We start from the raw sequence: 26,063 nt of genomic DNA on the forward strand, positions 1-26,063 counted from the left end.
GGGGCGAGATTAGGCAAGCGCGACAGAAAGGGGAAGGCCGAACCGCGCGGGCTCACCCCTGCTCTTCGGCCTCGAGCTTCAATGTCGCCGCGCCGGTGGGCAAATCCTCGATCCCAAGCGGCGCCGAGGGGCGCGCCAGCCGCGCCTGCGTCACCCACATCAGACGGTGCTCGGCGCGCGTGATCGCCACATAGGCGAGCCGCTTCCAGAGCGGAATCCCCGCCTCGCTGCGCCCGGTGCGGAAGGCGGCGTAAATATCGGGGGCAAACACCTGCACATCGGGCCATTGCGACCCTTGCGCCTTGTGGATCGTCACCGCCGCGCCATGCAGGAACGTGGCCCCCATCCGCGCCGCAAAGGGGATGAAGGGTTCTTCCTCGTCGGGCATCTCGATCTTGACGATCGAGGCCGCCGAAAGGCGCGGATCTTCCGCCCCGATCACATGCAGGCGCGAAAAGCCGGGCTTCTTGCCGGGGCCGAGGTAGATCACCTGCGCGCCCTTGATCAGCCCGCGCGCCTCAAGGTCGATGCGCTTCTTGCGGTGCTTGAGCGGCAGCTCGATCCCGTCGCAGATGAGCGGTTCACCGGGCAAAAGCGCATCGGCAGGCGCACCGTGGGCCGCGCGAAACGCCTGGATGAGGCGGATGCGGGTGGCGTTGCGCCACACCAGCACCGGCGAGCGCGCCATCAGATCGCTCTGCACCCGCTCGGCGCGCACCACGCGCGGGTCACGCGCCGCCGCCTCTGCCACCATCCGCTCGAACTTGTAAAAATCGAGATGCTCATCCGCCAGCGCATGCGCCAGATCGAGGATCGGGTTGTCATCGGCCTGCCGGTGAATGCGGTGGAGCGCATGGACCGACGCCTCGGGCAGGCGTTCAAACGACATGTGGCCAGACTGGTTCACCGGCGCAAGCTGGGCCGGGTCACCAAAGAGCACGAGCGTCGGAAAGATCTCTTTCAGGTCGTCGAACTGGCGCTCGTCGAGCATCGAGGCCTCGTCGACAAAGCCGATGTCGAGCGGATCGTCGCGCCGCTTCCAGCCGGAGATGAAATCCGAGCCCCGGAGCCCTGCGGCGGCGAGCGCCCCGGGGATCGAGGCATTGGTCTCGTAAAACGCTTTCGCCCGGTCGAGCGCGAGATCGGAAAGCCCGTCGATCTTCAAAAGCTCGAGGTCGGGCCGCTCCCCCTGCCCCGCCAGCCACTCGGCGATGCGCTCATATTCCTCGTGATAAACCGGCGTATAGAGAATGCGGTGGATCGTCGTTGCCGGCACGCCGCGCGCGCGCAGCACCGAGGCCGCCTTGTTGGTGGGCGCAAGGATCGCGAGCGTGCGCCGCTCCTTGCGCCGCTTGCCCTCCCAATCCCCCGAGACGATCTCCACCCCCGCCTCGGCAAGCGCCTTGTAAAGCTGGGCCAGAAGCAGCGTCTTGCCCGAGCCCGCTTTGCCGATCACCGCCATCACCCGCGCCGCGCCGCCGTCGGGCATCAGCGTGCCATCGAGAATATCAACCCCCGCCGCCTCCAGCGCAGCGGCAACGGCATCCCAGGCCTCGGCCTGATCCTCGGAAAATGTGAGTGTGGCGGGCACGGTCATGGCGCGACCTTACAGGGCGCACCGGGGGACCGGAAGGCGGGAAATCGGCCTTGGCCGATGCTTCCGGCGGAGATCCTTGCCGCGGGACGAAAGCGGTCCTTTCATCTTGCCACAAATATCCTCGGGGGGTGCGGGGGGCAGACAGCCCCCCGCCGCTCCGGGTCAGGCCGCCGCCTCGCTTGGCGTGGCAAGCGCGACGATATCCATCATGATCCGGTTCAACTCGAAATCCTTGGGCGTATAGATCCGTGCCACGCCAAAGGCCTTCAGTTTCGCCGCATCCTCCTCGGGGATGATGCCGCCAACCACCACCGGGACATGAGACAGACCCGCCACGCGCATCCGCTCCATCACCTCCTCAAGAAGCGGCAGATGCGAGCCCGAAAGGATCGAAAGCCCCACCACATGCGCATTCTCTTCTGCCGCCTGGGCGACGATCTGCTCGGGGGTCAGACGAATGCCCTCGTAGGTGATATCCATGCCGCAGTCACGGGCGCGGAAGGCAATCTGCTCGGCGCCATTGCTGTGCCCGTCAAGCCCCGGCTTGCCAACCAGGAGCTTGAGCCGCCGCCCCAGCCGCGAGGAGGCGACATCGACTGCGGCGCGAATACCGTCAAGCCCTTCGATCCGGTTTGAGGGCGAACGCAAGACCCCGGTGGGGCCGCGGTATTCACCGTGCACCGTGCGCATCACCCCCGCCCATTCGCCCGTCGTCGCGCCGGCTTTCGCTGCCGCAATCGACGCAGGCATGATGTTGCGCCCGCCCGCAGCATCGGCGCGCAGTGCTTCGAGCGCGGCTTTCACCGCCGCATCGTCGCGCGTCGCACGCCAGGCCTGAAGCCGCGCGATCTGGTCTTCCTCGACTTTCGGATCGACCGTCATGATGCCGCCATCGGAGCCCAGCAGCGGCGAAGGCTCGGCCTCGGTCCAGCGGTTCACGCCGACAATCGTGGTTTCGCCACTCTCGATGCCGCCAATGCGCGCGGCATGAGAGTCGACAAGCCGCTCCTTCATATAATCGATCGCGGCAATCGCCCCCCCCATCGTGTCGATGGTGGCAAGCTCTTGCCGCGCGCCGTCCTTCAGCGCCTCGACTTTCGCCGTCACCGCCGGGTTGCCGTCAAAGAGATCGCCATATTCGAGAAGATCGGTCTCATAGGCCATGATCTGCTGCATGCGAAGCGACCATTGCTGATCCCAGGGCCGCGGCAGGCCGAGCGCCTCGTTCCATGCAGGCAATTGCACCGCGCGGGCGCGCGCGTTTTTCGACAGCGTCACCGCCAGCATCTCGATCAGGATGCGGTAGACGTTGTTTTCCGGCTGTTGCTCGGTCAGGCCGAGCGAGTTCACCTGCACCCCATAGCGGAAGCGGCGGTATTTCTCGTCTTCGATCCCGTAGCGCGCACGGCAGATCTCGTCCCAAAGCTCGGTGAAAGCGCGCATCTTGCACATTTCGGTGACGAAGCGGATACCCGCGTTCACGAAGAACGAGATCCGCCCCACCATCTCGGGGAAGCTCTCGGCCGGCACCTTGGCTTTCAGATCGTCGAGCACGGCAATCGCCGTGGCGAGCGCGAAAGCCAGCTCCTGCTCCGGCGTCGCCCCTGCCTCCTGCAAGTGATAGGAGCAGACATTCATCGGGTTCCATTTCGGCAGATGTTCGCGGGTATAGGCGGCGACATCGGTGATCATCGTGAGCGAGGGACGCGGCGGGCAGATATAGGTGCCGCGGCTCAGATATTCCTTCACGAGGTCGTTTTGCACCGTGCCTTGCAGCTTCGAGACATCCGCCCCCTGCTCTTCCGCCACCGCAATATAAAGCGCAAGCAACCATGGCGCGGGCGCGTTGATCGTCATCGAAGTGTTCATCTGCTCAAGCGGGATCTGGTCAAAGAGCGCGCGCATGTCTCCCAGATGGCAGACCGGCACGCCCACCTTGCCCACCTCGCCGCGCGCGAGCACATGATCGCTGTCATAGCCGGTCTGGGTCGGCAGGTCGAAGGCGACCGAGAGCCCGGTCTGCCCCTTGGCGAGGTTCATCCGGTAGAGCGCATTGGATTTTTCCGCCGTCGAATGCCCGGCATAGGTACGAAACAGCCAGGGCTTGTCGCGGCGCGTGGCGGGTGCAGTCTTCGTCGTGTCGGTCATCTCGGCCTCCGGCATCGGGCGATTCTGATCTTCGCAAGATTGTTGCTTCGACTAGGCAAATACGCGAAAGAATGTGTCGCTGTCAATTCGCTGCGCCGCGGCAACGACGGAAACGACTTTGGCGCAAATATTCCCCCCAAGACATGCCTTGCCGCCGATCACGAACCTGTCATTCTGGGGCGGAAGAGATTACGTCGTCTCGCATCGAGACCAGATCAGAAGGGGAAAGACATGCTGTCCAGAAGATTTCTGATGGGGACCACGGTTGCGGCCATGATCGCATCCCTGGCCTTACCCGCCGCGGCACTCGACCGCCGGGTGCGGATCGTGAACAACACGGGGTTCACGATGGTCCGCTTCTACGGCTCGAACAAAGGCTCTGACAGCTGGGAGGAAGATATCCTCGGCAATGATGTCCTGCCCTCGGGCTCCTCGGTGATGATCGATTTCGACGATGCCTCTGGCTACTGCAAATTCGATTTCAAGGCGGTGTTCGAAGATGGTGAGGAGCTGGTGAAGAACAACGTCAACATCTGCCAGATCAGCACTTTCACTTACAACTGAGCCCTGCAGGCGGCCGCGCCCGGCACGACCGCCTGAATTTTCACCCGCAGAAATTATCGCAGTCATAAAATTACAAAAACGTCACGTTGGGCATTGCATTGTTGCGTCGCCAGCTTTACTTCCTTCACGACGCCGCCCGATTCTGCGGCGCGGCGAAACCCAGGAGACGCTGATGGCCCTCGATCAGAACACCGGCATTGCGCCTTACGACGCGCCCGAGAAAGACCTTTATGAAATCGGCGAGATGCCGCCGCTCGGTTATGTGCCCAAGAACATGTACGCCTGGGCGATCCGGCGCGAGCGGCATGGCGAGCCCGAGCAGAGCTTTCAGGTCGAGGTCGTGCCGACATGGGAAATCGACAGCCACGAGGTGCTGGTGCTCGTGATGGCGGCGGGGGTGAATTATAACGGTATCTGGGCCGGGCTCGGCATTCCGGTGAGCCCGTTTGACGGCCACAAGCAACCCTATCACATCGCCGGATCCGATGCCGCCGGGATCGTCTGGAAAGTGGGCGACAAGGTCAAAACCTGGAAAGTGGGTGACGAGGTCGTGATCCACTGCAACCAGGATGACGGCGACGACGAGGAATGCAACGGCGGCGACCCGATGTTTTCGCCCAGCCAGCGGATCTGGGGCTACGAGACGCATGACGGTTCGTTCTCGCAATTCACCCGCGTGCAGGCGCAGCAATTGATGCGCCGCCCCAAACACCTGACCTGGGAAGAGAGCGCCTGCTACACGCTGACGCTGGCGACCGCCTACCGGATGCTCTTCGGCCATGCGCCGCACGATCTGCAACCGGGGCAGAATGTTCTGGTCTGGGGCGCCTCGGGGGGGCTTGGCAGCTTCGCGATCCAGCTGATCAACGCGGCTGGCGCGAATGCGATCGGTGTGATTTCCGACGAGGACAAGCGCCAGTTCGTGATGGACCTCGGTGCCAAGGGCGTGATCAACCGCAAGGATTTCAACTGCTGGGGGCAACTGCCCAAAGTGAATTCCGACGAGTATAATGTCTGGCTGAAAGAGGCGCGCAAGTTCGGCAAGGCGATCTGGGATATCACCGGCAAGGGCGTGAACGTCGACATGGTGTTTGAACACCCCGGGGAGTCAACCTTCCCGGTGTCCTCGCTGGTGTGCAAGAAGGGCGGCATGGTGGTGATCTGCGCCGGCACCTCTGGCTTCAACTGCACCTTCGACGTGCGCTACATGTGGATGCACCAGAAGCGCCTGCAGGGCAGCCACTTTGCGCATCTGAAACAGGCGGCTTCGGCGAACCGGATGATGCTTGAGCGCCGCATCGACCCCTGCATGTCCGAGGTTTTTCCCTGGGCAGAGATCCCGCAGGCGCATACCAAGATGCTGCGCAACAAGCACAAGCCCGGCAATATGGCGGTTCTGGTGCAGGCGCCGACGACCGGACTGCGCACGTTCGAGGATGCGCTCGAAGCCGGGCCGAAGGCCTGATGCACTCACATTCGCCGATCTGGGCCAAACGGGCTCAGGTCGGCTCTGCCGCCCCATAAATCATCAAAATTTAATTATTTCTTGACCCGTCCGGGCCAGCGCGCCATCCTGTGCGCAGGCGCGGGAGGATGAGGTGCAGGCAACGTCAAGGGACGACAGCGGACGTGAGACGGTGACGGCATCGGGCAAGATCGGCGCGGATCACTCGGCAATGCGGGCGCATAACGAACGGCTGGTGCTCTCGTTGATCCGCCGTCATGGCGCGCTTGCGAAATCCGAGATCGCGCGATTGACCGGGCTTTCCGCACAGACCGTCTCGGTGATCATGCGCGGGCTCGAGGCCGCCGGGCTGCTCGCGCGCGAGGCGCCGGTGCGCGGCAAGGTCGGCCAGCCCACGGTGCCGATGTCGCTTGCCCCGGAGGGCGCATTCTTCCTCGGCCTGAAAGTTGGGCGGCGGCGCACCGAGATGGTGCTGATCGACTTTGTCGGCACGGTGCGCGCGGTGCGGGTGATGCGGCATGATCACCCAAGCCCGGAAGGCGTTCGGGCCTTCGCCCGGGAGGCCGCGACGGAGCTGACAGCCCCCCTGCCCGCCGCTTTGAAAGCACGCATTCAGGGCCTTGGCATCGGCCTGCCGTTCCAGCTCTGGGACTGGGCCGAGAGCCTCGGGCTTCCCGCCGGTGCCATGGACGACTGGCGCGACCACGACCTGCGCGCCGAGCTCGCAGCAGACCTGCCCTGGCCGGTGCTGCTCGAAAACGATGCCTCTGCCGCCTGCAACGCCGAGCTGATTTTCGGCAAGACCAGGCTGCCGCGTGATTTCGTCTATGTTTTCCTTGGCTTCTTCGTGGGCGGCGGGCTGGTGCTCGGCGGCTCGATGTTCACGGGGCAAAGCGGGAATGCCGCGGCGCTCGCCTCGATGCCGGTCCCCGATGGCCGCGGCGGCGCGCGCCAACTGGTGGAATATGCCTCGCTTTGCGCGCTGGAAAAGGCGCTGGCCGCGCGCGGCCGCGATGGTGCCTTCCTTTGGGAATCCGCCCCTGACTGGACGCTGGAGGAAGAGATCGTAGGCCCCTGGCTGGCGCAGGCGGCGCGGGCCCTCGCTCATGTCGCGGCTTCGGCAGGCGCGCTTTGTGATCTGCAGGCCATGGTGGTCGATGGCTGGATGCCCGAAGCGCTGCAGACACGGCTGATCCGCGGCATCGAGGCCGAACTCGATCTCATAAGGCTTTCGGGCATGACACGACCGGCGGTTCTGGCCGGCACCGCGGGGCCGCAGGCGCGTGCGCTGGGCGCCGCAAGCCTGCCGCTTTCGGCAAAATTCCTGGTCGAATTCGGTGGCCTGCCCGATGCGCCGGCGGGGCGGCGCTGAGGTCAGGCGCGCAGCCCCCACATTGCCCAGATCTGCGCCATCGCCGCAGGCAGCGGCACGGTGCGGAACATGTCGGCCAGCATCGCGATATCGGCCTTGATCCCAGCCCAACGCCCTCGTTTCGAGCCCTTCCAAGGGCTTGCCACTTTCGGCCAGAGCACGACCATGATCCGTGCCCGCGCGGCGATCATGCGCCGGTTCAGGTGCATCTCAAGCCCAAACCGCGGCAGTGCGCGCAAAGCCTCGGGCGATCCGATCAGCGCTTTCGGCAGCACCCGCTCGCCCGAGATGTAATCGAGCCCGATCAGCCGCCACAGGAAGGGCGCATTGCCCCGCAGCGAGATCGTCACATCGGCGCGGCCCTCGCGCACCGGGAAGATCAGCGCGGCAAGCGATTCCGGCGCGAGGCCCAGTAGATCGCTGTCGAGAAGCAAAATAAGGTCATGCTCGGCGGCCGCGATGCCTTCGGCCACGGCCCAGCTTTTGCCGCGGTTCTGGGGCAGACGGATCAGCCGGATCCCTGGCACGCGGGCCGCCACATCGGCGGTGCCGTCGCGCGAGCCGTCGTCGACCACGATCACCTCGTCGATCAGCGGATGACCGACCACCGAATTCAGGACGGCCTCGATCCGCGGCGCCTCGTTATAGGCGGGAATGATGCAGCTCAGCCCTTTCATGCCTTCACCTCCTTCGCCGTGCCCGGCGCCATCGCGGTGCCGCGCCACTCAAACCCCCGCGCGCGCCAAGTCTGCACCCAGAGCGGCGCCAGAAGAAGGTCGCGCAGCACCATTGCCGCGATATCCACACGTTTCGCGGGCCAGCCGGCGAAACGCATCAACACCAGTTCCGAGCCATACCAGAGCCCGAGGAAGGGGAGCGCGAGCGGCCCCGTCGCCCAGCCGCAGGCCGGGATCAGCGCGAAAAGCGGCACAAAGGGGCCAAGCAGGATCTCGGCGGCAAAGAGGCCCGCAAACCCGTCGCGCCGAACCCGCGCCCAGCGCAATTGCCGCGCCCAGACGGTGCCAAGGCTGCGCGGGCCGATCGGCTGGGTGAAGGCCTGGCGGGTGAGGCGCACCTTCAGCCCCTGCGCGCGCACGCGCTTGGTGGAGGCCACATCCTCGGCCAGATCACGGCCAAGACTGACGAGCCCGCCCGCACGCTCAAGCACCTCGCGGCGCCACATCAGCGTTTTGCCCTGCGCGAACCCAAGCCCGACACTGTCGGCCGCAAGTTGCCAGCGCGCCTGAAAACCATTGAGGAAGGCGCATTCGAGTGCCGCCGCGAGCCCCTCGCCGCGCACGCCGACGGGGGGCGAGGTGACAAGGCCGGTATCGGCACGGAAGGCCGAGAGCAGCTGTTCAATGTAATCGGGCGGCAGGAGCAAGTTCGAATCGGTCATCGCTACGAAACTGCCGCGCGCCGCCTGCCAGCCTTTTTCGAGGTTGTTCAGCTTCGGGTTCGCGGTGATCCGGTCTTCGCCCACCATCACGCGGGCATTCACCCCGGGGTTCTCGGCGATCAGGCGGCGCAACAGCGCCACCGCCGGATCCTCCTCCTGGGCGGCGCAAAAGATGATTTCGAGCTTCGGATAGGTGAGCTGGAAGGTGGAGCCGAGCGTTTCGGCATCATGCGTGTCGAGCCCGCACACGGGGCGCAACAGCGTGACCATCGGCGGGTCGGCGGGGAGCACACTCGGGCCGGGGCGGCGGTAACGCCAGGCGGTCAGCGCCCCCGAGGCGAGATGGAGCAAGAGAGCAAGGAACGTGAAGACGGCGAGGACAGTCGCGATCATTGCGCCACCCCGACCGCAGCGGCCTTCGGCGCCACCGCCGCCGCAGGCGCCACCGCCTGCCATTCGATCAGCTTGAGCGCACCGTCGAAAGTCTCGACCAGCGCGGTGCGGCTGTCGACCCAGTCTCCGCAATTGGCGTAGATGATGTTGCCCTCGATCCGGCGCAGCGCCGCCTTGTGGAAATGACCGCAGATCACGCCTTCATGCGCTTCGATGCGGGCAAGCGCCGCGAGGCGTTTCTCGAACCCGTTGCCCACCATCATAAGCCGGTTCACGCCCGCAATAAGCAACTCGAACAGGCCCCGCTCCATCGAGGGGCGCAGGTGGCGCAGCCAGGCGTCGATTGCACGCAGCGCCGCATCACCGCGCGAGCCGATCCGTGTCATCAGATGGAAGCGGAAGATCCGCGCATCGCATTGATCGCCGTGGATCACCAGATACCGCGTGCCATCGGCGGCGACATGGGTCAGGCTGTCGGCGCATTCGAACCGGTCGAGCCGGCCCCCGCCACCCGGACGCAGCGCGGCATCATGGTTGCCCGGCAGATAGACCACCCGGGCGCCCTCAGCCTGACGGCGCGTGAGCTCTTCCCAGATCGCATCCTGCTTCGGCCCCCAATGCACCTTGCCGGGATGCCAGATGTCGAGGATGTCGCCGACGAGATAGATCGTCTCGGCCTCCACGGAATTCAGAAATTCGAGAATGTCGTCAGCGCGGCATCCGCGCGCCCCCATATGGAGGTCGGAAAGAAACAGGCTGCGAACGCGGCGACGTGGCGTGGAAAGCGTGGTATCGAACATGATAGCCCCCGGTGATGGCGCATATAGGCCATGAACGCCCGGGAAGACGCTTCCGTTACGTGCACACGAAATTTTCATGACAGGACAGCCGGTCGCAGCCCGTCATGACATAAAAATCGGCCACTTTTCCGTGAGTTGCGCGACAATCGGGCGAAGGTGCCAGAGTGTCGCGGCCAGCGATTCAGAAGCGGGCAATCAGCGCCGAAGGGCGGTAGCGCGCGATCGTGCGGGCAATCAGACCGGCCAGTACGGCCTTGACGAGATCCCCAGGAATGAAGGGTGCCATGATCAGCGTCGCCGCCCAGAGGCTCATCGGCGTATCGCCGGGCTGCAGCGCAGCATTCTTGAAAAGCCAGAAACCGGCAATGCCGAGCGCATACATGACGACGATGCCGCCGAGCACCGAGCCGATCCCCGCGGCCACTGCCACCGGCAGGGCGCGAACGCGTTCGACCACGAGCCCGGTTACGAAAGCGGCCGGAAGCCAGCCGATCAGGAAGCCCGCAGTGGGGCCGACGAAAATGCCAAGACCGCCGCGCCCGCCCGCGAGCACCGGCAGGCCGAGCGCCACGAGAAATTGCACCAGCACCACCGCAAGCGCACCGCGCCAGCTGCCCAGCACCGCGCCCGCCAGCATCACACCGAGCGACTGCATGGTGATCGGCACGCCGAAACCAAGCGGAATCGCCGGAACGAGGCCCAGCACCACGATCAGCGCGGCAAAGAGGACGATCAGGGTCAGGTTACGTTCCATTCCGGTCTCTTCCTTGTTAAGTCTCGGCGTTAAGTCTTGGCGGCCGGCGGGGGCGCAATTCCGCCCCGCGCGCGCAGCGCCTCGGCCAGATGATCGGCATCGTCTAGCAGCGAAAAGGCCAAAGGCGCAACGATCTTCGCGCCCGGGCGGCGCGCAGAGCGCGCCCGCCAGGCCTCCGCCATCGCCGCATGGCGGGCGCGCAGCTCGGGGATGAAGCGCAACACGAGCCCCACCGCCAGCGCCGGCAGCCGGGGCGCGAGGCCGAAACGGGCGAGGGGCTGCGCCAGCCACTCGATCAGCGCGATGATCTCGGGCAGCGGTGTGGTGAGTGTCACGAAATTTGCCAGCCCCACCATGGTGACGACGCGCAGCCCGAAGGCGAGCCCCTGCCGCGCCTCGTCCGCCCAGAGATGCCAGACAAGGATCACCGCGACGATCCAGAGCACGGGGCGCAGCGCCCGCGCCGCGATCCGCGCGGCGCCAATCCCGAGGCTCAGCGTCAACCCGAGGGCCAGCGCGAGCCCGGCGATCTGTCCGGGCAAGGATCCGATCCGCATCAGCGCCACCATGAGCACCGCAAGAACGGCAAATTTGACTGAAGCCGGCAGCCGGTGCGCCCAGCTGCGCCGCGCCAGCGCGAGGCTCAGCATGAGAGATCCCGCGCAAGCGCTTCCATCGCAGCACTGTAGCGCGGCAGCACGTCATCGGGCGCGCCATCGGCCGCGACGGCACCACCTTCGAGCCAGAGGATGCGGTCAAACCCCGCCACCCGGGCGGGATCGTGGGTGACAAGCACCACATTCTGTTCGAGCGCGGCGATGCGCGCCTCGATCGCGAGCGCGGTGGGCATGTCGAGACTCGCGAAGGGTTCGTCAAAAAAGATCCAGCGCGGCTCCATCGCCAGCACCGCCATCAGGCACAGCAATTGCCGCTGCCCCTGCGAGAGCGTGTGGCAGAGCCGTTCGGCCCAGTCTTCCCGACCATGCCGCGCCAGCACAGCACGCGCCCGCGCCCGCGCCTCGGCCCGTGTCAGCCCCATCTGCTCAAGTCCGAAGGCGATTTCCTCGATCACGACCGGAAAAATGATCTGGTGATCCGGGTTCTGGAACAGGATCCCCACCGTGTGGAGCGCCGCATGCCGGTCCTGCGCGACATCGACGCCCGCCACCCGCACCCGCCCCGCCTGCGGCGCCATCAGCCCCGCCATCAACCGGATCAGCGAGGATTTTCCAGCCCCGTTGCGCCCCACCACGCCGATACGCCGCTCGACAAGCCGCAGGTTCAGCCCGGCGAATACCGACTGCTCCTCGCGCGCAAGCCTGACATTTTCGATCTCGATCCCTGCCGTCATCGCGTTGCCTTACCCTCTGCCAACCGCGACGTCAACCGCGACGTGGTGGCGGTTCGCGCCAGAGGGTGATAGAGCTTGCCGGAGCCGGGGTCTTCCCGGCCCTCAAATGCCATTGCGCGCCCGCGCGCCCTGCTTTTCTGAACGCATGACCAAGACCGATTCTCCCACCTCTTCCGCCAAGGCCGAACTGGCCCGCCTTGTCGCCCCGGTGGCGGGGCGACTGCGTCTGGCAGGGCTGCTTGCCGCCGTTTCCGAACTCCTCTGGGCCGCCCAGGCTGCGCTTGTCGCACTGGCCGTCGGCGGGCTCCTGGAAGCCCCCGTGCTGCTGCCGATCTGGGAGGCCTCTGCGGGCTTTCTGGCGCTGATGGCCCTGCGCACCGGGCTCGATGCCGCCGCCCAAGGGCTCGCGAGTCGCGCCGCAACCCGGCTCGTGGCGACCGAGCGGCAAGCGCTTTTGCGCGCCGCTGCAAGGCTCGATGCCCGCGCGTCCGGCCTTACCCCCGCCGAACTGGCCGCGCTTGCGGGGGAGAAACTCGCGCTTCTCGGCCCCTTCGCCGCGCGCTACAGCCCAGCGATGATGCGCTCAAGAATCGTTCCGCTCGCGCTCATTGCGATCACGCTACCCTTCAGCTGGATTGCGGTGCTGATCTTCCTCATCGCGCTGCCGCTGATCCCGATTTTCATGGCGCTGATCGGCATCGCCGCGCAGGAGGCCTCCGAACGGCAGATGGTGCAGATCGGGTCGCTCAATGGCGCGCTGGTCGACCGCATCGCCGCCGTCACCGACCTTCGGCTGATCGGGGCCGAAACCCGCGCCGGTGCCGAGCTTGCCAATGTCTTTGAACGGCTGCGCGCGCGCACCATGAAGGTGCTTGCGGTGGCGTTCCTCTCCTCGACCGTGCTGGAGCTCTTCTCCGCCCTCGGCGTGGCTCTGGTGGCCATTTACGTGGGCTTCAACCTGCTCGGCGAGATCCCCTGGGGCTCCTGGGGCGGGCCGCTCAGCCCGGAGGCCGGGATCTTCCTCTTGATGATCGCGCCGACCGTGTTCCAGCCGATGCGCGACCTCTCCGCCGCCTGGCATGACCGCGCCTCGGCTCTGGCCGTCGCGACCGAGCTTTCCGCCGCGAAGGAGACGCTCGCGCGCGAGGGCACCCTTCTGGGCTATGGCACGCCCGCAACGCCTCCCGCCCCGGCGGTGCTCTCCTGGCAGGGGCTGAGCCTGCGCCCCGCCCCCTCGGCGGCGGCGATCCGCTTTGCCGAGGGCCAGATCGCGCCGGGCGAGGCGGTGGCGCTCTCTGGCCCCTCGGGCGCAGGCAAGACCACGCTACTGGCTGCGCTCGCCGGGCTGATCCGGCCCGATGCCGGGGTGATCCGCTGGGGCGAGACCGCGCTCGATGACGAAAGTGCCGACGCTTTGCGCGCGGCGATGGGCTGGCTGCCGCAAGCGCCGCAATTCATCGCCGCGCCCCTTGCCGAGGCGATCACGCTCGGCCGTGACGGCGACCTGGCCGCCGCGCTCAAAGCGGCGCAGGCCGAAGACGTCATCGCCGCCCTGCCCGAGGGGCTTGCCACACCTTTGGGCGATATCGGCGGCGGTGTCTCGGGCGGCGAGGCGCGCCGGCTGATGCTGGCGCGCGCCCACCATGCCCGCGCCAGCCTCATTCTTGCCGACGAGCCCACGGCAGACCTTGATGCAGAGACGGCGCAGGCGGTGATCGCCGGGCTGATGGCCCTGCGCGCCAAAGGCGCGGCGCTGCTCATCGCCAGTCATGATCCCACCGTGATCGCCGCCTGTGACCGGGTGATCACGCTCGAGCCGGGAGGTCATCCATGAAAGCGCTGCTCGCCGTTGCCCGGCTGATTTCCGAAACCGAGCGCATGGCATTTGTCCGCGGCCTCGTGCTCTCGATCGTCGTGATGGTGATGGGGGCAGCGCTGCTTGGCCTCTCGGGCTGGTTCGTCACTGCCGCCGCCGCGGCAGGCATCGGCGGGATCGGCATCGCCTTTGATTTCTTCCGCCCCTCGGCGGGGGTGCGGTTCCTGGCACTTGGCCGCGCCGCGGGACGCTATGGCGAGCGGATGCTGAGCCATGACGCCACCTTGCGCGCCCTCGCCCGGCTGCGCGGCGCCGTTCATGCCGGGATCACGCGGCTGCCGCATGAGGTGCAGGCGCGGCTGCGGGGCGCCGAGGCGCTCAATCGCCTCACCGCCGATATCGACGCGCTCGACGGGCTGATGCTGCGCCTCGTTCTGCCCTTCTTTGCCGCCTGTGCCACCCAGGCTGCGGCTTTCGTGGCGCTTTGGTTCCTTGTCACCCCCGCCACCGCGGTGGCGGTGCTGGCGATCTATGCGCTTGGTGGCATCGCGATCCTGACGCTGACCGCGCTCACCGCCCATGCCCCGGCCGCGGCGGCCGAAACGAGTTTGCAGGCGATCCGCGCCGCGAGCCTCGATCTGATGCGCAACCGTGCGGACCTCGCCGTCGCGGGCGCGCTCGAACGGCAGACGGATGGCGCGCTTGCCGCCGTGCGCGCCGAGGAGGCTGCGCGCCAGCGGCTCGACATGATCGATCAGTGGTCGGGCGCGGCGCTCGCCCTCGCTTCCGGGCTCGCGGCCACCGCGGCGCTTCTGATCGGAGGGCGGGCGGCGGAGGCTGGCCAGATCAGCCCCGCCGAGGCCGCAATCGGCTTTTTCGTGGCGCTTGCACTTGCCGAAACGCTCACCACCCTGCGCCGCGGCCTGGCCGAATGGGGGCGGATGCAGGGCGCGGCAACACGCGTGCTCGCGCTTGTCGACACCCCCGCCCGCCGCACACCGAAAGCCGCGCCAGCACCCCGCGCGGGGGCCGCTCTTCTTGAGACCCGGGCGCTCGTGCACTGCCGCGCGGGAGCGGCACGCGCAAGCTTCGGCCCACTCTCCTTCACGCTGGCTCCGGGCGAGACGCTGCTGATCACCGGGCCTTCCGGCGCCGGAAAATCGACGCTGCTTTCCACCCTCGCAGGGCTGATCGCCCCCAGTTCGGGCGAGATCCTGCTCTCGGGCGCGCCGCTCGAAGACTGGCCGGAGGACCGGCTGCGCGCGAAACTCACTTTGGTGCCGCAGCGCTCGGCGCTCCTTTCCGGGACGATCGCGGAAAACCTCGCCCTCGCGCTGCCCCCCGAACGCGCGGAAGACGAGGAGCGGATGTGGCAAGCGCTTGAGGCGGTGCATCTGGCAGGCGTTTTGCATGCGCGCGAGGGGCTGCAAACGCTCCTCGGGCCCCAGGGTGTCGGCCTTTCGGGCGGGCAGGCCAAACGGCTCGCCCTTGCCCGCGCGGCCCTGCGTCGCCCGCCGATCCTGATGCTCGACGAGCCGACCGAAGGGCTTGATGCCGCCACCGCGCATGGCACGCTCACCGGGTTGCGCAAGCTCCTGCCCGAGGCCGGGATCATCTTCGTCAGCCACCGCCATGCCGATGCGGCACTCGCCGACCGCTGCCTGACGATTTCGGTTTAGGCGCGCGGCGTGATCTTCAGCCGGATGCCGTGATCCGAGCGCACGGTCAGATGCGCGACCGGCATTGGCACCTCGCCCGCCACCGGCGCAAAGCGGTAGGCGCGCAGGAACATCGCAAGCAGAAGCGGCCCCTCTGCCATGGCGAAAGCCGCACCGGGGCAGACCCGCGGCCCCTCCGAGAAGGGGACGAAAGCATCGCGCAAGCCCGCCTTGCCGTTTTCGGTCTCCCAGCGGCCGGGGTCGAACGCGTCGGGGTTCTCCCAGATCCGTTCATGGCGATGCAAATGCCACGGCGAGACGACGATCTGCGCCCCCTTCGGCACGCTGCGCCCCCGGAACGTCATCGGGCAGGCCGCCTCGCGCACGAACATCGGCACCGGCGGATAGAGCCGCATCGCCTCGCGAAAGACGGCACGCGCCAGTTTGAGCCGGCTCATCACCTGAAACGGCGGCTCGGCATCAGTGAGCATCTCGCGCGCCTCGGCGGCGAGTTTTTCCTGCCAGTCGGGATGGGTGGCGAGCAGATAAAGCGACCAGGCGAGCGCCGCGGCCGAGGTCTCATGCCCGGCCAGAAAGAAGATCGCCACCTGATCGACCATCTCGGCCGTGTCAAATACCGCGCCCGTCTGCGGGTCCGGCGTGGTCATGATTTTGGTGGCCAGATCATCGAGCGCGGTGCCCGCGGCGATCTCCGCGGCGCGCATCTCGGCAAGTTGGCCGATCAGCGCGCGAATCGCCGCTGCCGTCTCGCGGGTCTTCTTCGAATGAAAGCCCGGAACCCATTTCGGGAAAGGCAGAATGGCTGAGAGGTTCGCCACCGGATGCGCCGCCTGATGGGCGCGGAAACCCTCGAACGCCGCCTGCGCGATCTCATGCTCGATCGGCATCGAGAACATGGTGCGGAAGATCACATCCATCGCCACATGGCTCGTTTCCGCCTCGATCTCGTGCGGCGTGCCATCGGCCGCCGTCGCGAGCCGTTCGACCGCCGCGACACCGCTTTGCCACATTGCCGGGAACACCTCGCGCAGCCGCCCGCCCTCGAAGGCCGGGTCGATGATACGGCGTTGATGCTCCCATGTTGCGCCATTAGTGATGAAGACGCTTTCGCGCAACAGCGGTTTCAACCCTACGCGGATCCGCTCGGATTTCGGAAAGTCACGCACCGGACCGCGCAGAACCCGGTGCACGAGTTCGGGCTCGTTGCAAAGGAAAGAGCGGAAGAAGGGCGTGCGCATCTCCGCCATCCAGGCGCGGTAAAGATGCGCAGGCTGGGCAGAGAGGATGTCGCGCTGAAAGAGCAGCAGGTAACGCCAGAGCGAGACTTTGCCCTGCCGTGCCGCTGGTTTCGGAGGCCGCGCGGCCGGGCAGGATGACGCGGGCGGTGCTGCGGTCTCGGTCATCGGCACGTATCCGTTCTTTCCAAGGCTTCCGCCCGCCTCTAGTCCGCCCCCGAACAGCTGTAAATGACCGATCTCACAGATTTCGCCCCCCGTGGCAGCGCTGGCGAGCTGATACCATGCGTCGCAGTCGCGCACCTCCAGTCAACGCGCTATATATGGCATCTAAGTATCGCACAGGCGCGCCATGCCCGAGATCCTCGATCCGCCCAGCCATCCCTGCGGGCGCTGCATCTTTTACGAAAAGAGCCTCTGGCACCCGGTCGGGCTGGGGTCGGTGTTGCAGTTGAACGGCAGCTTCTCGCGCCGCGAGGTGGCGGCGGGTGAGGTGGTGTTCGAACAGGGCAGCCGCAACCGCGCGGTGCTTTGCGTCTCCAAGGGGCTCGTTGCCCTGCGCAGCCATAACCCGGATGGCTCCTCGACCCTGATGCGGCTCGCCTATCCGGGCGAGATCATCGGGTTCCGTTCGTTTCTGAGCCGCAGCGAGCACCAGACCGAGGCGCGCGCCCTGATCCCCTCGCGGGTCTGCACCGTCACCCGGATGAGCGCCGAGACCCTGGTGCGCAACCACCCGGCGATTCTCGAGCGGTTGATGGTGCGTGCGGTGGCGGAAATCGACCGCAGCCATGCCCGGATCATCGCCGCGGCCACGACCTCGAACAAGGACCGGCTGGCAAAGCTGATGACCTGGCTGATGGCGCGCCATGGCTGCCTTGAAGACGGCTTGATGCGGATGCAGCTACCGATGACGCGCTCCGATCTTGCCGATCTGATCGGAGTGCAGCGCGAGACCATGTCGCGACTGATCAAGCGGCTCGAGGAAGACGGCGATTTCGGGTTTCAGGGCCGCGAGGTCTGGATGCGCCCGCCTGAGGGCGAAGAGCAGACGAGCCCGGAAGAACGCGCGGAACTGGGCAAGATCGTCCAGCGGTTGCGCTGATCCCGTGGCTTGCGGCCTCAGGCTTCTTCCATCGCCGCAATGCTGGCGCCCGATTGCACCGGGGCCACGGCTGCGCGCGGCGTAAGCCGGAGCCAGATCCCGTCGCGGCCGCGCACGGTGAGCTGCGCCACCGGCATCGGCTCGCGCCCTTCGACCATCTCGACGCGGTAGCTGCGCAGCACCATCGCGAGCAACAAAGGCCCCTCCGCCATGGCAAAGCCCGCCCCCGGGCAGACCCGCGGCCCGGCGGAGAACGGAATATAGGACAGCCGCGCGCTTTCGCGCCCCTCGGGCCTGTCCCAGCGCGTCGGGTCGAAATCGTCGGGATCCTTCCAGATCCGCTCGTGGCGGTGCAAGTGCCAGGGGCTGACGACGATCAGTGACCCCTTCGCCACCTTGCGGCCGCGCAGTTCCTCTTCCTGCACCGTCTCGCGCAGATACATCGGCACCGGCGGGTAAAGCCGCATCGACTCGCGGAAGACCGCGCGGGCGAGCTTGAGGCGCGACACCGAGGAGGCATAGATCTTCTCGGCGTCGATCACCTCTTGCGCCTCGGCGGCGAGCTTTTCCTGCCATTCTGGGAAGAGCGCCATCAGATAGAGCGACCAGGCAAGCGCCGCCGCCCCCGTTTCATGGCCCGCCAGCAGGAAGATGCCGACCTGATCGACCATCTCGGCGGGGGTGAAACATTTGCCGTCGACCGGGTCCGGCGTGGTCATGATCCGGGTGGCGAGATCGTCGGGCGCGGTGCCAGCCGCGATCTCGGCCGCGCGCGCCTCGACAAGGCTCGCGATGAAGCCGCGGATTTGCTTGGCCGTTTTGGTGGTTGCGCCAAAGCGCAGCTTGGGCAGCCAGCGCGGCAGGCTGAAGAGCGTGCCGGTGTTCACCATCGGGCGCGAGGCCTGATGGGCGCGGAACGCGTCGAACACCGCATTGGCCGTCGCATCTTCAACCGGGATCGAGAAAAGCGTGCGGAAGATCACATCGAGCGCGGCATGGCTCGCCTGCCCTTCCACATCGACGGGGCGGCCATCGGCAAAGGGGCGCATCCGCTCCACCATCGAGGCGGCGGCATCCCACATCGCTGGGAGCACCTCCTTGGTGCGCCCGCCGTCGAAGGCGGGGTCGATGATGCGGCGCTGGCGCTCCCATTCTGGGCCGTTGGTGATGAAGATTGAATGGCCCAGAAGCGGTGTCAGCCCTTCGAAGAGCCGGAGCGACTTCGGAAAATCATGCGGACGGCGCGTCAGCACGAGGTCGACGAGGTCGGGGTCGTTGCAGAGGTAGGAGGTGAAGAAGGGCGAACGAAACTCCGCCATCCAGGCGTGAAAGAGCCGCCTGGGCTGCACCGCGAGAATGTCTTGCCGCACCAGCCGCAAGACATCGCGCAGACCCACCTTTTCGGGCCGCGGCGGCGGCTTCACCGGGCGACGCTGCGCGAAGGGGCATGCGGGGGCGGTTTCAGGCGCGCGGCTCTGGGGTGCGGGTTCCATCGGTCCTCTCGCCTTCACTGTCGCACCCTTCTTGGCACAAACCATGGCACGCGAGGTTGACCATAATCAAACCGCAGACACAAAGCAGCATTCTGCTCAATTCGTTAGCGGCAGAAGCACCGGATCGGCGCGGAACGCAGACGGCAGAAGGCGGGCGAGCGCATCGATCTTGGGCAGGTCTTCCTGCACGATGTAGGGATGCGTCGGATGCCGCGCAAGGAAGTTCTGATGATAGGCCTCGGCCGGGTAGAAGGGGGCATTTTCCTCGATCTGTGTCACGATCGCTGCGGGAAACACCCGGGCACGGTTCAATTCGCCAATGTAGGCGCGGGCCGATTCCTCCTGCGCAGGTGTCTGCGGAAAGATCACCGAACGGTATTGCGGGCCGACATCGGGCCCCTGCCGGTTGAGTTCGGTCGGATCATGCACAACCGAGAAGAAGATCTGCATCAACGCCCCGTAGCTCACTTGCGCCGGATCATAGACCACCTGAACAGACTCGGCATGGCCGGTGTCGCCGCGGCTGACCCGCTCATAATGCGCCGTGCCCGCCTCGCCACCGGCATAACCAGATGTGGCGGAGATCACCCCTCTGGTGTGCTGATACACCCCCTGCACTCCCCAGAAACAGCCCCCGGCAAAAACCGCGGTCTGTGGCCCGGTCTCGACGATGGAGGTGGTCGGAGCCGGAATCGCCCGCCACTCTTCGGCCGGGGCCGGCGCGGACGAAAGGCTCAGCGCAGTCAGGACGAGGGCAAGGATCAGGCGTGTCATGGCGGGCTCCTATCCGAAGGTGAAAGCGAAGGCCTCGACGCCGGGGGCATGGAAGCGAATCTCGAACGCGTGCTCCCCAACCGCGCCCTTGGCACGGTAAAGCTGGTAGAGCCGGTCCTCGGTGACTGAGCCATTACCCGCGGCATCGACATCGAGCCCCGCATCGGCCCCCGGCGGCGCACCGTCGATCATCACGGTGAAGGGCACCGGAGCCGCTTCGGGCGAGAGCACCAGATGCAGGTCGCGCGCATGGAAGCGAAACCGGATCGCGTCTTGCGCTCTGGCGCTCCGGGCGGCCTCGGCGCCGACGCTCCAGCCTCCGTCGAACGCCCATTCGTTGAGCCGCAGATCATCTGGCGCGGCGTAGTCATGCACCTCATCCGCGACCAGACCTTCGGCGTTGACATTGTTCGCGGCGCGGGCGTGACCAAGATAGGTTTCGGGGGAGAGCACATCGGCCATGTCGGCCGCTTCCGAAACGCCCGTAGCCGTGACTTCGGCGGGCGGCAGGGCGACCTTGCTCAAGCCCGCCTCGGCAAGAAGCTGGCGGATCACCTGTTCGGATTCTTCATATCCCCCCTCGCCGAAATGGTGGTGCCGGATGCGCCCCTCGGCGTCGACGAAATAATGCGCGGGCCAGTAGCGGTTCTGAAAGGCGCGCCAGATCGCATAGTCATTGTCGAGCGCCACCGGATAGGAGAGCCCGAGATCCTCGGTTGCGCGCTTCACGTTGCCCGGGTCTTTCTCGAAGGCGAATTCGGGGGCATGCACGCCGATCACCACCAGGCCTTGCGGCCCATATGCCTCAGCCCAGGCCTTCACATGGGGCAGTGCGCGCAGGCAGTTGATGCAGGAGTAAGTCCAGAAGTCGATCAGCACCACCTTGCCGCGCAACTCTTCCGCGGTGAGCGGCGCGGAGTTGAGCCATTGCACTGCCCCCGTGAGCGGCGGCATCCGCCCCTCGACCGGCAGCGCGGGCGTGGTCATCGCCGGGCCAGCCGCCAGCATCGCCGGGCCTGTCATTGCTGGCCCGGTCATGGCGGGGCCGCCCGTCATCGCGGCCCCCCCGGTCATCGCCGGTGCGCCCTGCATCATCATCGCCCCGTCCGCCTCGGGCATCACCACAGAGGCAGTCTTCGCGCCTCCGAGCCGGTCGATCAGCCCGGCCTCGAGCCGGTTCGTCGAGGCGGTGGAAAGTTTGGTCAAAACGCCAGTGTCGAGGCCCAGCGCAATCGCCCCCACGCCCACGAGCACCGCCGCGCCCAGCCCCCGGCGCAGCCCTTCGCCCCAGCCGAGCCCGCGCTTGAGAAGCGCAAAGACCCGCCCGCCGGCAAAGACGGCAACACCGAGCGCGGTGGCCGCACCCAGCGCATAAGCCAGCAGCAGCGCCGAGGTGGCGAGGCTCGCGCCATTGAGTGCTGCGCCGGTCAGGATGAGCCCGAGAATGGGCCCCGCGCAGGGCGCCCACAACAGCCCCGTCGCCACGCCCAGCAGCGCCGATCCGGCAACCGAAGGCTGCGCCTCGGCCCCTTCCGAGAGCCGGTTGCCGAGGGCAACAACGGGCCGGGTGAGCCGATCCGCCAGGCCGGGCAGAAGCAGCATCAGCCCGAAGGCGGCGAGGAGCGCCAGCGCCGCCCAGCGCGCCCATTGGTTTGCCGCCACGGCCCAGCCGCCGCCCAGCGCCGCCAGCGTCGCGATACCGGCAAAGGCGAGCGCCATGCCGCCCAGCATCGGCGCTGTCGCGCGCCAGAACGGCTGGCCCGCGCGAGCAAAGACGAAGGGCAGCACCGGCAGGATGCAGGGGCTCAGGATCGTCAGCACACCGCCGAGATACGCCAAAAACGCGAGCGTCATCTCAGGCATCCACCGGCCGGAACGTCATCGCCACGCCGTTCATGCAGTAGCGCAACCCGGTGGGCGGCGGCCCGTCCTCGAACACATGACCCAGATGCCCGCCGCAACGCGCGCAATGCACCTCGGTCCGGGTCATGCCGAGGCTGATGTCGGTGGTGGTGCCCACGGCGGTTTCGGAGATCGGTTGCCAGAAGCTCGGCCAGCCGGTGCCGCTTTCGTATTTCGCCTCCGAGGAGAAGAGCTGCTGGTCGCAGCCCGCGCAGGAAAAGACGCCGCTGCGGTGCTCGTTCAGAAGCGGGCTGGTGAAGGGATATTCGGTACCGTGCTTGCGCAAGATCGCATATTGATCGGGGGTAAGCCGCTTTTGCCATTCGGCATCGCTGTGGCTGACCTCGAAAGCCTCTTCGGCCCGGGCAAGGCCCGCGCTGCCGCACAGCGCGGCAAGGCAGGAGGTCATCAGGAACTGGCGCCTTTGCATGGTCTCCTCCGCTCTCCGCCCGAGGGGGCGAGTGGTACGAAGGTAGCACCCTGCGGCAAGCTGTCACGTCACTTCGGCGCACCAAAGCGTGAACTCAGAAGATCGCATGGGCGCCGCGGTCATCACCCACCTCGCCGCGCAGCATCGCGGCGTAATGATCCTCGAGCCGGTCAGAGCCGAATTCGGGCGTGGCATCGGCATCATAGGCGCCCGTCACCGGGTTCCACAACAGCATGCTTTCGCTCGCATAATAGCGGCCGATCTTCGCGAGCTCCGCCTTGGCCTTCAGCTTTGGCGAAAAGCGGCCAAGGGTGGAGAGTACTCCCACGATCCCCTCCATCAGCGCAAAGGGGACATGCTTGATCTTCACCCTCTTGCCGGTGAGGCGTTCGAGCATCGCCGCCTGATCAAGCGGCGTGATCGCCGGGCCCGGGCCGCCGATCGGCAAGATTTTCCGCACCTTCTCCTCGTCGGTGAGGCATGACGCGATAAAGCGGCCGAGATCGGCATCTGAAATGGGCTTGCAGGCGGTGCGGGTGCCGTCGCCGAAGACGAGGAAGGGCTTGCCCGCCTGCACCCGCGCAACCTGCCCCGAGAGGGATTTGAAGAAGGCGGTGGGGCGCACGATCGACCAGTGCAGCGGCGAGGCGCGGAGTTGCGATTCGAAGGCGATCTTCGCCTTCTGGAAGTCGAGATAGGGTTTTTGCACGCAGATCGCGGACAGCAGCACGAAGCGCTGCACCCGGGTCTCCAGCGCCGCCTCAAGGGCCAGCGAATGGGCCCGGTGGTCGATCGCCCAGGCATCGGCGGGCTCCCCGGTGCGGCTGGCAAGGCAGGAGACGATCGCCGCATGGGGTTTGGTGCGGAGCAGGTCTTCCACGAAGCCCGCCTGCGTGACATCGCCCTCGATGAGCGTGCAGCCGGGCAGGAGCGCCGGGTCCGTGCCCGGGCGCACGAGCGCGGTGACGCCATGACCGGCCTCGATCAGGGCGCGGGCGGTGGCGCGGCCGATCGTGCCGGTGCCACCCAGAAGCAGGGTGCGGTAACGCATGGGGGAAATTTGCGAGCTCATCTGAATTCCTCTGGGACGGCGCCACCTTATCAGCCCGACGGCAATGCGAAACGGTCAATTTCGGCGCAGCTTCGAAGCCGTCGCAGTTCCGCTGTCGATCCCGCAGACCGCGATCCTTTGTGACGCGAGCCTGGGCCGGCCCGAGGGACGAGGGTTTGCCCCGCCGATCCACGCTGCGCGCTGCGTATGAGACGCGCGAAGGAGGGAACGAGATGGGCTCATTGCTTGCGGGGTCGATGGCGAAGATACGGGTTTTCTGTTCTTTCTAATTCAGGCGCTCGAGGTTCATCCGCTTGACGCTCTGTCCGGTTTGGGAAAGGCTCGCCTCATGTTTCCGATCCGCGACCACAACCCCTCGAACCGCGCGCCCTGGGTCACCTGGGGGCTGATTGCGCTCAACTGCGTTGTCTATGTGCTGACGGCGGACTGGGGCGGCCATATGCGCAACCTTTGGGTTTGGGGCGCGCTCTATCCCGACGCGGTGACGCATGGCGTTTATCTGCACGGGCTCTTCACCTATATGTTCCTGCATGCCGGGCTCATGCACATCGGCGGCAACATGCTGTTTTTATGGGTCTTTGGTGACAATCTGGAAGACCAGCTCGGCCCGCTCGGCTTTTTGCTCTTCTACATCGCGGGCGGGCTGGCTGCGGCGGGGGCACAGATCGCGCTTGATCCGTGGAGCCCGGTGCCGATGGTCGGCGCCTCGGGGGCGATTGCCGCGGTGATGGGTGGGTATCTGCTGATGTTTCCGCGCGCGCGCGTTGATATTCTGGTGATCCTGATCATCATCTTCAAGATCTTCACGATCCGTGCCTGGATCGTGCTTGGCTTCTGGTTCGGGCTGCAGCTTCTCAACAGCCTCGACGCGTCAGGCGATGGCGTGGCCTATATCGCCCATATCGGCGGCTTTCTGGCGGGGCTTGCCATGGTGCTGCCGCTGTTCCTTGCACGCGGCGGCCCGGCGTTCTGGCGCGACACACAAGGCCAGCCGCCGCACCCCTCGATCGATTATGCGGCCACAACGGTGCCGGTGGTGCGGCGCAGGAAGCGCTGAGGGCTTACGCCCCCTTGCGCGCCCGGCGGATGAAATCGGCGGCGCGCTCGGCAATCATGATCGTTGGCGCATTGGTGTTGCCGCCCACCACCTGCGGCATCACCGAGGCATCGACGACGCGCAGCCCCGCCACCCCATGCACTTTCAGATGCGGGTCGACGACCGCCCCCGCATCCGTCCCCATCCGGCAAGTGCCCACGGGGTGATAAACCGTATCGGCGCGGGCGCGAATATCGGCCATGATCGCGCGCTCCGAACCGTCATGCGGGTAGAGCCGCCTGCCCCGCCACGGCGCCAGCGGGGCCGCTGTCACGATCTGTTCCAGCAGCCGCGCGGCGCGCAGCATCACCTCTTCGTCGCGCGGATCGGCCAGAAAGGCCGGGTCGATCAGCGGGGCGCGACGCGGGTTTTGGGAGGCGAGGCGCAGGCTGCCGCGCGACTGGGGGCGCAGCGCACAGATATGCGCCGACCAGCCATCGGACGTATGCAGCTTGCGCATATGCTGATCGACGATCCCGGTGACAAAATGGATCTGCAAATCCGGGATCTCGACCTCGGGGGAAGAGCGCAGGAAGGCCCCGCCCTCCGCCATCGGCGAGGCAAAAAGCCCTTCGCCATGCTTGCGCCAGCCGCCCGCCGCACGCGCAAGCCGCATCAGCCCGCGCGGATTGAGCCCCACAACATCGCGCCGCGGCGAGGTGTAGGAGAGGATATAATCGAGATGGTCGTGCAGGTTCAGCCCCACGCCGGGCAGATCATGCACCACCGCAATGCCGCGCTCGCGCAGATGCGCGCCGGGGCCTATGCCCGACAGCATCAGCAGTTGCGGCGAGCCAAAGGCGCCTGCCGACAGGATCACCTCGGCCCGCGCCTCAAGGCGCAGTTTCTCACCGCCCCGCCGCACCTCGGCCCCGATCGCGCGGCCGCCCGCGGTCAGCACCTTCTCGGCGCGACAACCGGTCAACACGGTGAGGTTCGGCCGCCCCATCACCGGATGCAAATATCCTGCCGCAGCCGAGCAGCGCTCGCCCTTTTTCGGCCCGTCCCAGAATTGCGTGACCTGATAGAGCCCCGCCCCCTCCTGCAGCGGCCCGTTGAAATCATCGTTCTCGGGGCAGTGCACCGCGGCGCAGGCCTCGATGAAGGCGCGGGAGATCTTGCGGGGGCGCCGTTGGTCGCCCACCTGCAGGGGCCCTGTCGCCCCATGCAGGTCCGAGGCGCCGCGCATGTTGCGCTCGGCGCGCAAAAACCACGGCAGACAAGAGCCCCAGTCCCAGCCCACAGCCCCCATCGCGGCCCAATGGTCATAATCGGAAGGGTGGCCGCGCACATAGAGCATCGCATTGATGGCGGAGGAGCCCCCCAGCCCCCTGCCCCGCGGCTGAAAGCCCCGCCGCCCGTTCAGCCCCGGCTGCGGCACGGTCTGCAGCGCCCAGTTATGCGCGCGCAGATACCCCGGCACCAGCGCCGCCACGAGCGCGGGCGCGCGCACGAGGATATCCTTTGCCGCGTTCCCCGCCTCGACAAGGCAAACGCGCACCTCGGCCTCCTCGCTCAGCCGTGCGGCCAAAACCGCGCCCGCCGAACCTCCGCCCAAAATCACATAGTCAAAAATCATCAGGCTCCCCCCCGGATGGGAGAGAGCCTACCCTGTTTT

The 26,063-nt window shown here is 66.7% G+C and carries 22 protein-coding genes; 7 read left to right on the top strand and 15 right to left on the bottom strand.

Translation table 11 applies throughout. From position 1 onward, the window contains the following. Window positions 1-52: 52 nt before the first annotated feature. Window positions 53-1,597 (bottom strand): ATP-dependent DNA helicase, encoded by a 1,545-nt coding sequence (locus CRO22_RS02160; protein ID WP_097068457.1) that lies wholly within the window; start codon window positions 1,595-1,597, stop codon window positions 53-55. Between the two features lie 162 nt (window positions 1,598-1,759). Beyond that, window positions 1,760-3,745, bottom strand: coding sequence for a protein meaA (locus CRO22_RS02165; RefSeq protein ID WP_097068853.1), 1,986 nt, complete (start codon window positions 3,743-3,745; stop codon window positions 1,760-1,762). A 252-nt stretch (window positions 3,746-3,997) separates the two neighbouring features. Here CRO22_RS02165 and CRO22_RS02170 point away from each other — a divergent pair, with 252 nt between their 5' ends. The 3 genes from CRO22_RS02170 (at window position 3,998) to CRO22_RS02180 (ending at window position 7,146) form a co-directional block, all read left to right on the top strand. Beyond that, window positions 3,998-4,309 (top strand): hypothetical protein, encoded by a 312-nt coding sequence (locus CRO22_RS02170; protein ID WP_097068458.1) that lies wholly within the window; start codon window positions 3,998-4,000, stop codon window positions 4,307-4,309. A 172-nt stretch (window positions 4,310-4,481) separates the two neighbouring features. Continuing rightward, window positions 4,482-5,774: a crotonyl-CoA carboxylase/reductase gene (gene ccrA, locus CRO22_RS02175; RefSeq protein ID WP_097068459.1), complete on the top strand. Its 1,293-nt coding sequence runs from the start codon at window positions 4,482-4,484 to the stop codon at window positions 5,772-5,774. Window positions 5,775-5,985: 211 nt separating this feature from the next. After that, complete coding sequence (locus tag CRO22_RS02180) at window positions 5,986-7,146, top strand: ROK family transcriptional regulator (RefSeq protein ID WP_097068460.1); 1,161 nt, start codon at window positions 5,986-5,988, stop codon at window positions 7,144-7,146. A gap of 2 nt (window positions 7,147-7,148) precedes the next feature. On the opposite strand, the gene CRO22_RS02185 is transcribed toward CRO22_RS02180, so the two are convergent. From CRO22_RS02185 to CRO22_RS02210, 6 genes are all read right to left on the bottom strand, one after another. Beyond that, window positions 7,149-7,823 carry a glycosyltransferase family 2 protein gene (locus tag CRO22_RS02185; RefSeq protein ID WP_097068461.1) on the bottom strand — a complete coding sequence of 225 codons (675 nt, stop codon included), beginning with the start codon at window positions 7,821-7,823 and terminating at the stop codon, window positions 7,149-7,151. Beyond that, the gene (locus tag CRO22_RS02190) at window positions 7,820-8,938 is read right to left on the bottom strand and encodes a ceramide glucosyltransferase (protein ID WP_097068854.1); all 1,119 of its coding nucleotides are present in this window, start codon (window positions 8,936-8,938) and stop codon (window positions 7,820-7,822) included. The genes CRO22_RS02185 and CRO22_RS02190 overlap by 4 nt, the downstream gene beginning before the upstream one ends. Continuing rightward, complete coding sequence (locus CRO22_RS02195) at window positions 8,935-9,738, bottom strand: UDP-2,3-diacylglucosamine diphosphatase (protein WP_097068462.1); 804 nt, start codon at window positions 9,736-9,738, stop codon at window positions 8,935-8,937. Before CRO22_RS02195 ends, CRO22_RS02190 begins: the two co-directional genes overlap by 4 nt. Window positions 9,739-9,919: 181 nt before the next feature. Next, window positions 9,920-10,492: a biotin transporter BioY gene (locus CRO22_RS02200; RefSeq protein WP_097068463.1), complete on the bottom strand. Its 573-nt coding sequence runs from the start codon at window positions 10,490-10,492 to the stop codon at window positions 9,920-9,922. 29 nt (window positions 10,493-10,521) lie between these two features. Continuing rightward, window positions 10,522-11,142 carry an energy-coupling factor transporter transmembrane component T family protein gene (locus CRO22_RS02205; protein WP_097068464.1) on the bottom strand — a complete coding sequence of 207 codons (621 nt, stop codon included), beginning with the start codon at window positions 11,140-11,142 and terminating at the stop codon, window positions 10,522-10,524. Beyond that, window positions 11,136-11,843, bottom strand: a complete 708-nt coding sequence (locus tag CRO22_RS02210) for an energy-coupling factor ABC transporter ATP-binding protein (RefSeq protein WP_097068465.1) — start codon at window positions 11,841-11,843, stop codon at window positions 11,136-11,138. The genes CRO22_RS02205 and CRO22_RS02210 overlap by 7 nt, the downstream gene beginning before the upstream one ends. Before the next feature lie 145 nt (window positions 11,844-11,988). Between CRO22_RS02210 and CRO22_RS02215 the strand changes: the two genes are divergently transcribed. Beyond that, window positions 11,989-13,677: an ABC transporter ATP-binding protein/permease gene (locus CRO22_RS02215; RefSeq protein WP_097068855.1), complete on the top strand. Its 1,689-nt coding sequence runs from the start codon at window positions 11,989-11,991 to the stop codon at window positions 13,675-13,677. Next, window positions 13,674-15,338 (top strand): thiol reductant ABC exporter subunit CydC, encoded by a 1,665-nt coding sequence (gene cydC, locus CRO22_RS02220; protein ID WP_097068466.1) that lies wholly within the window; start codon window positions 13,674-13,676, stop codon window positions 15,336-15,338. The genes CRO22_RS02215 and cydC overlap by 4 nt, the downstream gene beginning before the upstream one ends. On the opposite strand, the gene CRO22_RS02225 is transcribed toward cydC, so the two are convergent. Beyond that, a complete protein-coding gene (locus CRO22_RS02225; protein ID WP_097068467.1) occupies window positions 15,335-16,741 on the bottom strand; it encodes a cytochrome P450 in 1,407 nt (468 codons plus the stop codon). The genes cydC and CRO22_RS02225 overlap by 4 nt on opposite strands. A 184-nt stretch (window positions 16,742-16,925) precedes the next feature. Between CRO22_RS02225 and CRO22_RS02230 the strand changes: the two genes are divergently transcribed. Continuing rightward, the gene (locus CRO22_RS02230; RefSeq protein ID WP_097068468.1) at window positions 16,926-17,678 is read left to right on the top strand and encodes a Crp/Fnr family transcriptional regulator; all 753 of its coding nucleotides are present in this window, start codon (window positions 16,926-16,928) and stop codon (window positions 17,676-17,678) included. 17 nt (window positions 17,679-17,695) lie between these two features. On the opposite strand, the gene CRO22_RS02235 is transcribed toward CRO22_RS02230, so the two are convergent. The 5 genes from CRO22_RS02235 to CRO22_RS02255 form a co-directional block, all read right to left on the bottom strand. Then, window positions 17,696-19,171, bottom strand: coding sequence for a cytochrome P450 (locus tag CRO22_RS02235; protein WP_097068469.1), 1,476 nt, complete (start codon window positions 19,169-19,171; stop codon window positions 17,696-17,698). 96 nt (window positions 19,172-19,267) lie between these two features. Beyond that, window positions 19,268-19,945 carry a peptide-methionine (S)-S-oxide reductase MsrA gene (msrA, locus tag CRO22_RS02240; RefSeq protein WP_097068470.1) on the bottom strand — a complete coding sequence of 226 codons (678 nt, stop codon included), beginning with the start codon at window positions 19,943-19,945 and terminating at the stop codon, window positions 19,268-19,270. Between the two features lie 9 nt (window positions 19,946-19,954). Then, entirely contained in the window at window positions 19,955-21,799 is a 1,845-nt protein-coding gene (locus tag CRO22_RS02245; protein ID WP_097068471.1) for a cytochrome c biogenesis protein DipZ, read from the bottom strand. 1 nt (window position 21,800) lies between these two features. Beyond that, window positions 21,801-22,277: a peptide-methionine (R)-S-oxide reductase MsrB gene (gene msrB / locus CRO22_RS02250; RefSeq protein ID WP_097068472.1), complete on the bottom strand. Its 477-nt coding sequence runs from the start codon at window positions 22,275-22,277 to the stop codon at window positions 21,801-21,803. A gap of 94 nt (window positions 22,278-22,371) precedes the next feature. Then, window positions 22,372-23,349, bottom strand: coding sequence for an NAD(P)H-binding protein (locus CRO22_RS02255; protein ID WP_217991860.1), 978 nt, complete (start codon window positions 23,347-23,349; stop codon window positions 22,372-22,374). 328 nt (window positions 23,350-23,677) lie between these two features. Here CRO22_RS02255 and CRO22_RS02260 point away from each other — a divergent pair, with 328 nt between their 5' ends. Then, window positions 23,678-24,406, top strand: a complete 729-nt coding sequence (locus tag CRO22_RS02260; RefSeq protein ID WP_097068473.1) for a rhomboid family intramembrane serine protease — start codon at window positions 23,678-23,680, stop codon at window positions 24,404-24,406. Window positions 24,407-24,410: 4 nt separating this feature from the next. Here the strand turns inward: CRO22_RS02260 and CRO22_RS02265 are convergent, their stop codons facing one another. Further along, entirely contained in the window at window positions 24,411-26,024 is a 1,614-nt protein-coding gene (locus CRO22_RS02265) for a GMC family oxidoreductase (protein WP_097068474.1), read from the bottom strand. Window positions 26,025-26,063 lie beyond the last annotated feature (39 nt).

It is taken from the genome of Rhodobacter maris, from assembly GCF_900217815.1.
In the GTDB taxonomy this organism is placed as follows: domain Bacteria; phylum Pseudomonadota; class Alphaproteobacteria; order Rhodobacterales; family Rhodobacteraceae; genus Rhodobacter; species Rhodobacter maris.

Bases quoted from the DNA above. Each gene is read 5' to 3' on its own strand.
- CRO22_RS02265 (WP_097068474.1), bottom strand. From the start codon at position 26,024: ATGATTTTTGACTATGTGATTTTGGGCGGAGGTTCGGCGGGCGCGGTT.
- CRO22_RS02165 (WP_097068853.1), bottom strand. From the start codon at position 3,745: ATGACCGACACGACGAAGACTGCACCCGCCACGCGCCGCGACAAGCCC.
- CRO22_RS02170 (WP_097068458.1), top strand. From the start codon at position 3,998: ATGGGGACCACGGTTGCGGCCATGATCGCATCCCTGGCCTTACCCGCC.
- CRO22_RS02185 (WP_097068461.1), bottom strand. From the start codon at position 7,823: ATGAAAGGGCTGAGCTGCATCATTCCCGCCTATAACGAGGCGCCGCGG.
- CRO22_RS02260 (WP_097068473.1), top strand. From the start codon at position 23,678: ATGTTTCCGATCCGCGACCACAACCCCTCGAACCGCGCGCCCTGGGTC.
- msrB (WP_097068472.1), bottom strand. From the start codon at position 22,277: ATGCAAAGGCGCCAGTTCCTGATGACCTCCTGCCTTGCCGCGCTGTGC.
- CRO22_RS02245 (WP_097068471.1), bottom strand. From the start codon at position 21,799: ATGACGCTCGCGTTTTTGGCGTATCTCGGCGGTGTGCTGACGATCCTG.
- CRO22_RS02225 (WP_097068467.1), bottom strand. From the start codon at position 16,741: ATGACCGAGACCGCAGCACCGCCCGCGTCATCCTGCCCGGCCGCGCGG.
- CRO22_RS02215 (WP_097068855.1), top strand. From the start codon at position 11,989: ATGACCAAGACCGATTCTCCCACCTCTTCCGCCAAGGCCGAACTGGCC.
- ccrA (WP_097068459.1), top strand. From the start codon at position 4,482: ATGGCCCTCGATCAGAACACCGGCATTGCGCCTTACGACGCGCCCGAG.
- CRO22_RS02235 (WP_097068469.1), bottom strand. From the start codon at position 19,171: ATGGAACCCGCACCCCAGAGCCGCGCGCCTGAAACCGCCCCCGCATGC.
- cydC (WP_097068466.1), top strand. From the start codon at position 13,674: ATGAAAGCGCTGCTCGCCGTTGCCCGGCTGATTTCCGAAACCGAGCGC.
- CRO22_RS02200 (WP_097068463.1), bottom strand. From the start codon at position 10,492: ATGGAACGTAACCTGACCCTGATCGTCCTCTTTGCCGCGCTGATCGTG.
- CRO22_RS02230 (WP_097068468.1), top strand. From the start codon at position 16,926: ATGCCCGAGATCCTCGATCCGCCCAGCCATCCCTGCGGGCGCTGCATC.
- CRO22_RS02255 (WP_217991860.1), bottom strand. From the start codon at position 23,349: ATGAGCTCGCAAATTTCCCCCATGCGTTACCGCACCCTGCTTCTGGGT.
- CRO22_RS02210 (WP_097068465.1), bottom strand. From the start codon at position 11,843: ATGACGGCAGGGATCGAGATCGAAAATGTCAGGCTTGCGCGCGAGGAG.
- msrA (WP_097068470.1), bottom strand. From the start codon at position 19,945: ATGACACGCCTGATCCTTGCCCTCGTCCTGACTGCGCTGAGCCTTTCG.
- CRO22_RS02190 (WP_097068854.1), bottom strand. From the start codon at position 8,938: ATGATCGCGACTGTCCTCGCCGTCTTCACGTTCCTTGCTCTCTTGCTC.
- CRO22_RS02160 (WP_097068457.1), bottom strand. From the start codon at position 1,597: ATGACCGTGCCCGCCACACTCACATTTTCCGAGGATCAGGCCGAGGCC.
- CRO22_RS02205 (WP_097068464.1), bottom strand. From the start codon at position 11,142: ATGCTGAGCCTCGCGCTGGCGCGGCGCAGCTGGGCGCACCGGCTGCCG.
- CRO22_RS02195 (WP_097068462.1), bottom strand. From the start codon at position 9,738: ATGTTCGATACCACGCTTTCCACGCCACGTCGCCGCGTTCGCAGCCTG.
- CRO22_RS02180 (WP_097068460.1), top strand. From the start codon at position 5,986: ATGCGGGCGCATAACGAACGGCTGGTGCTCTCGTTGATCCGCCGTCAT.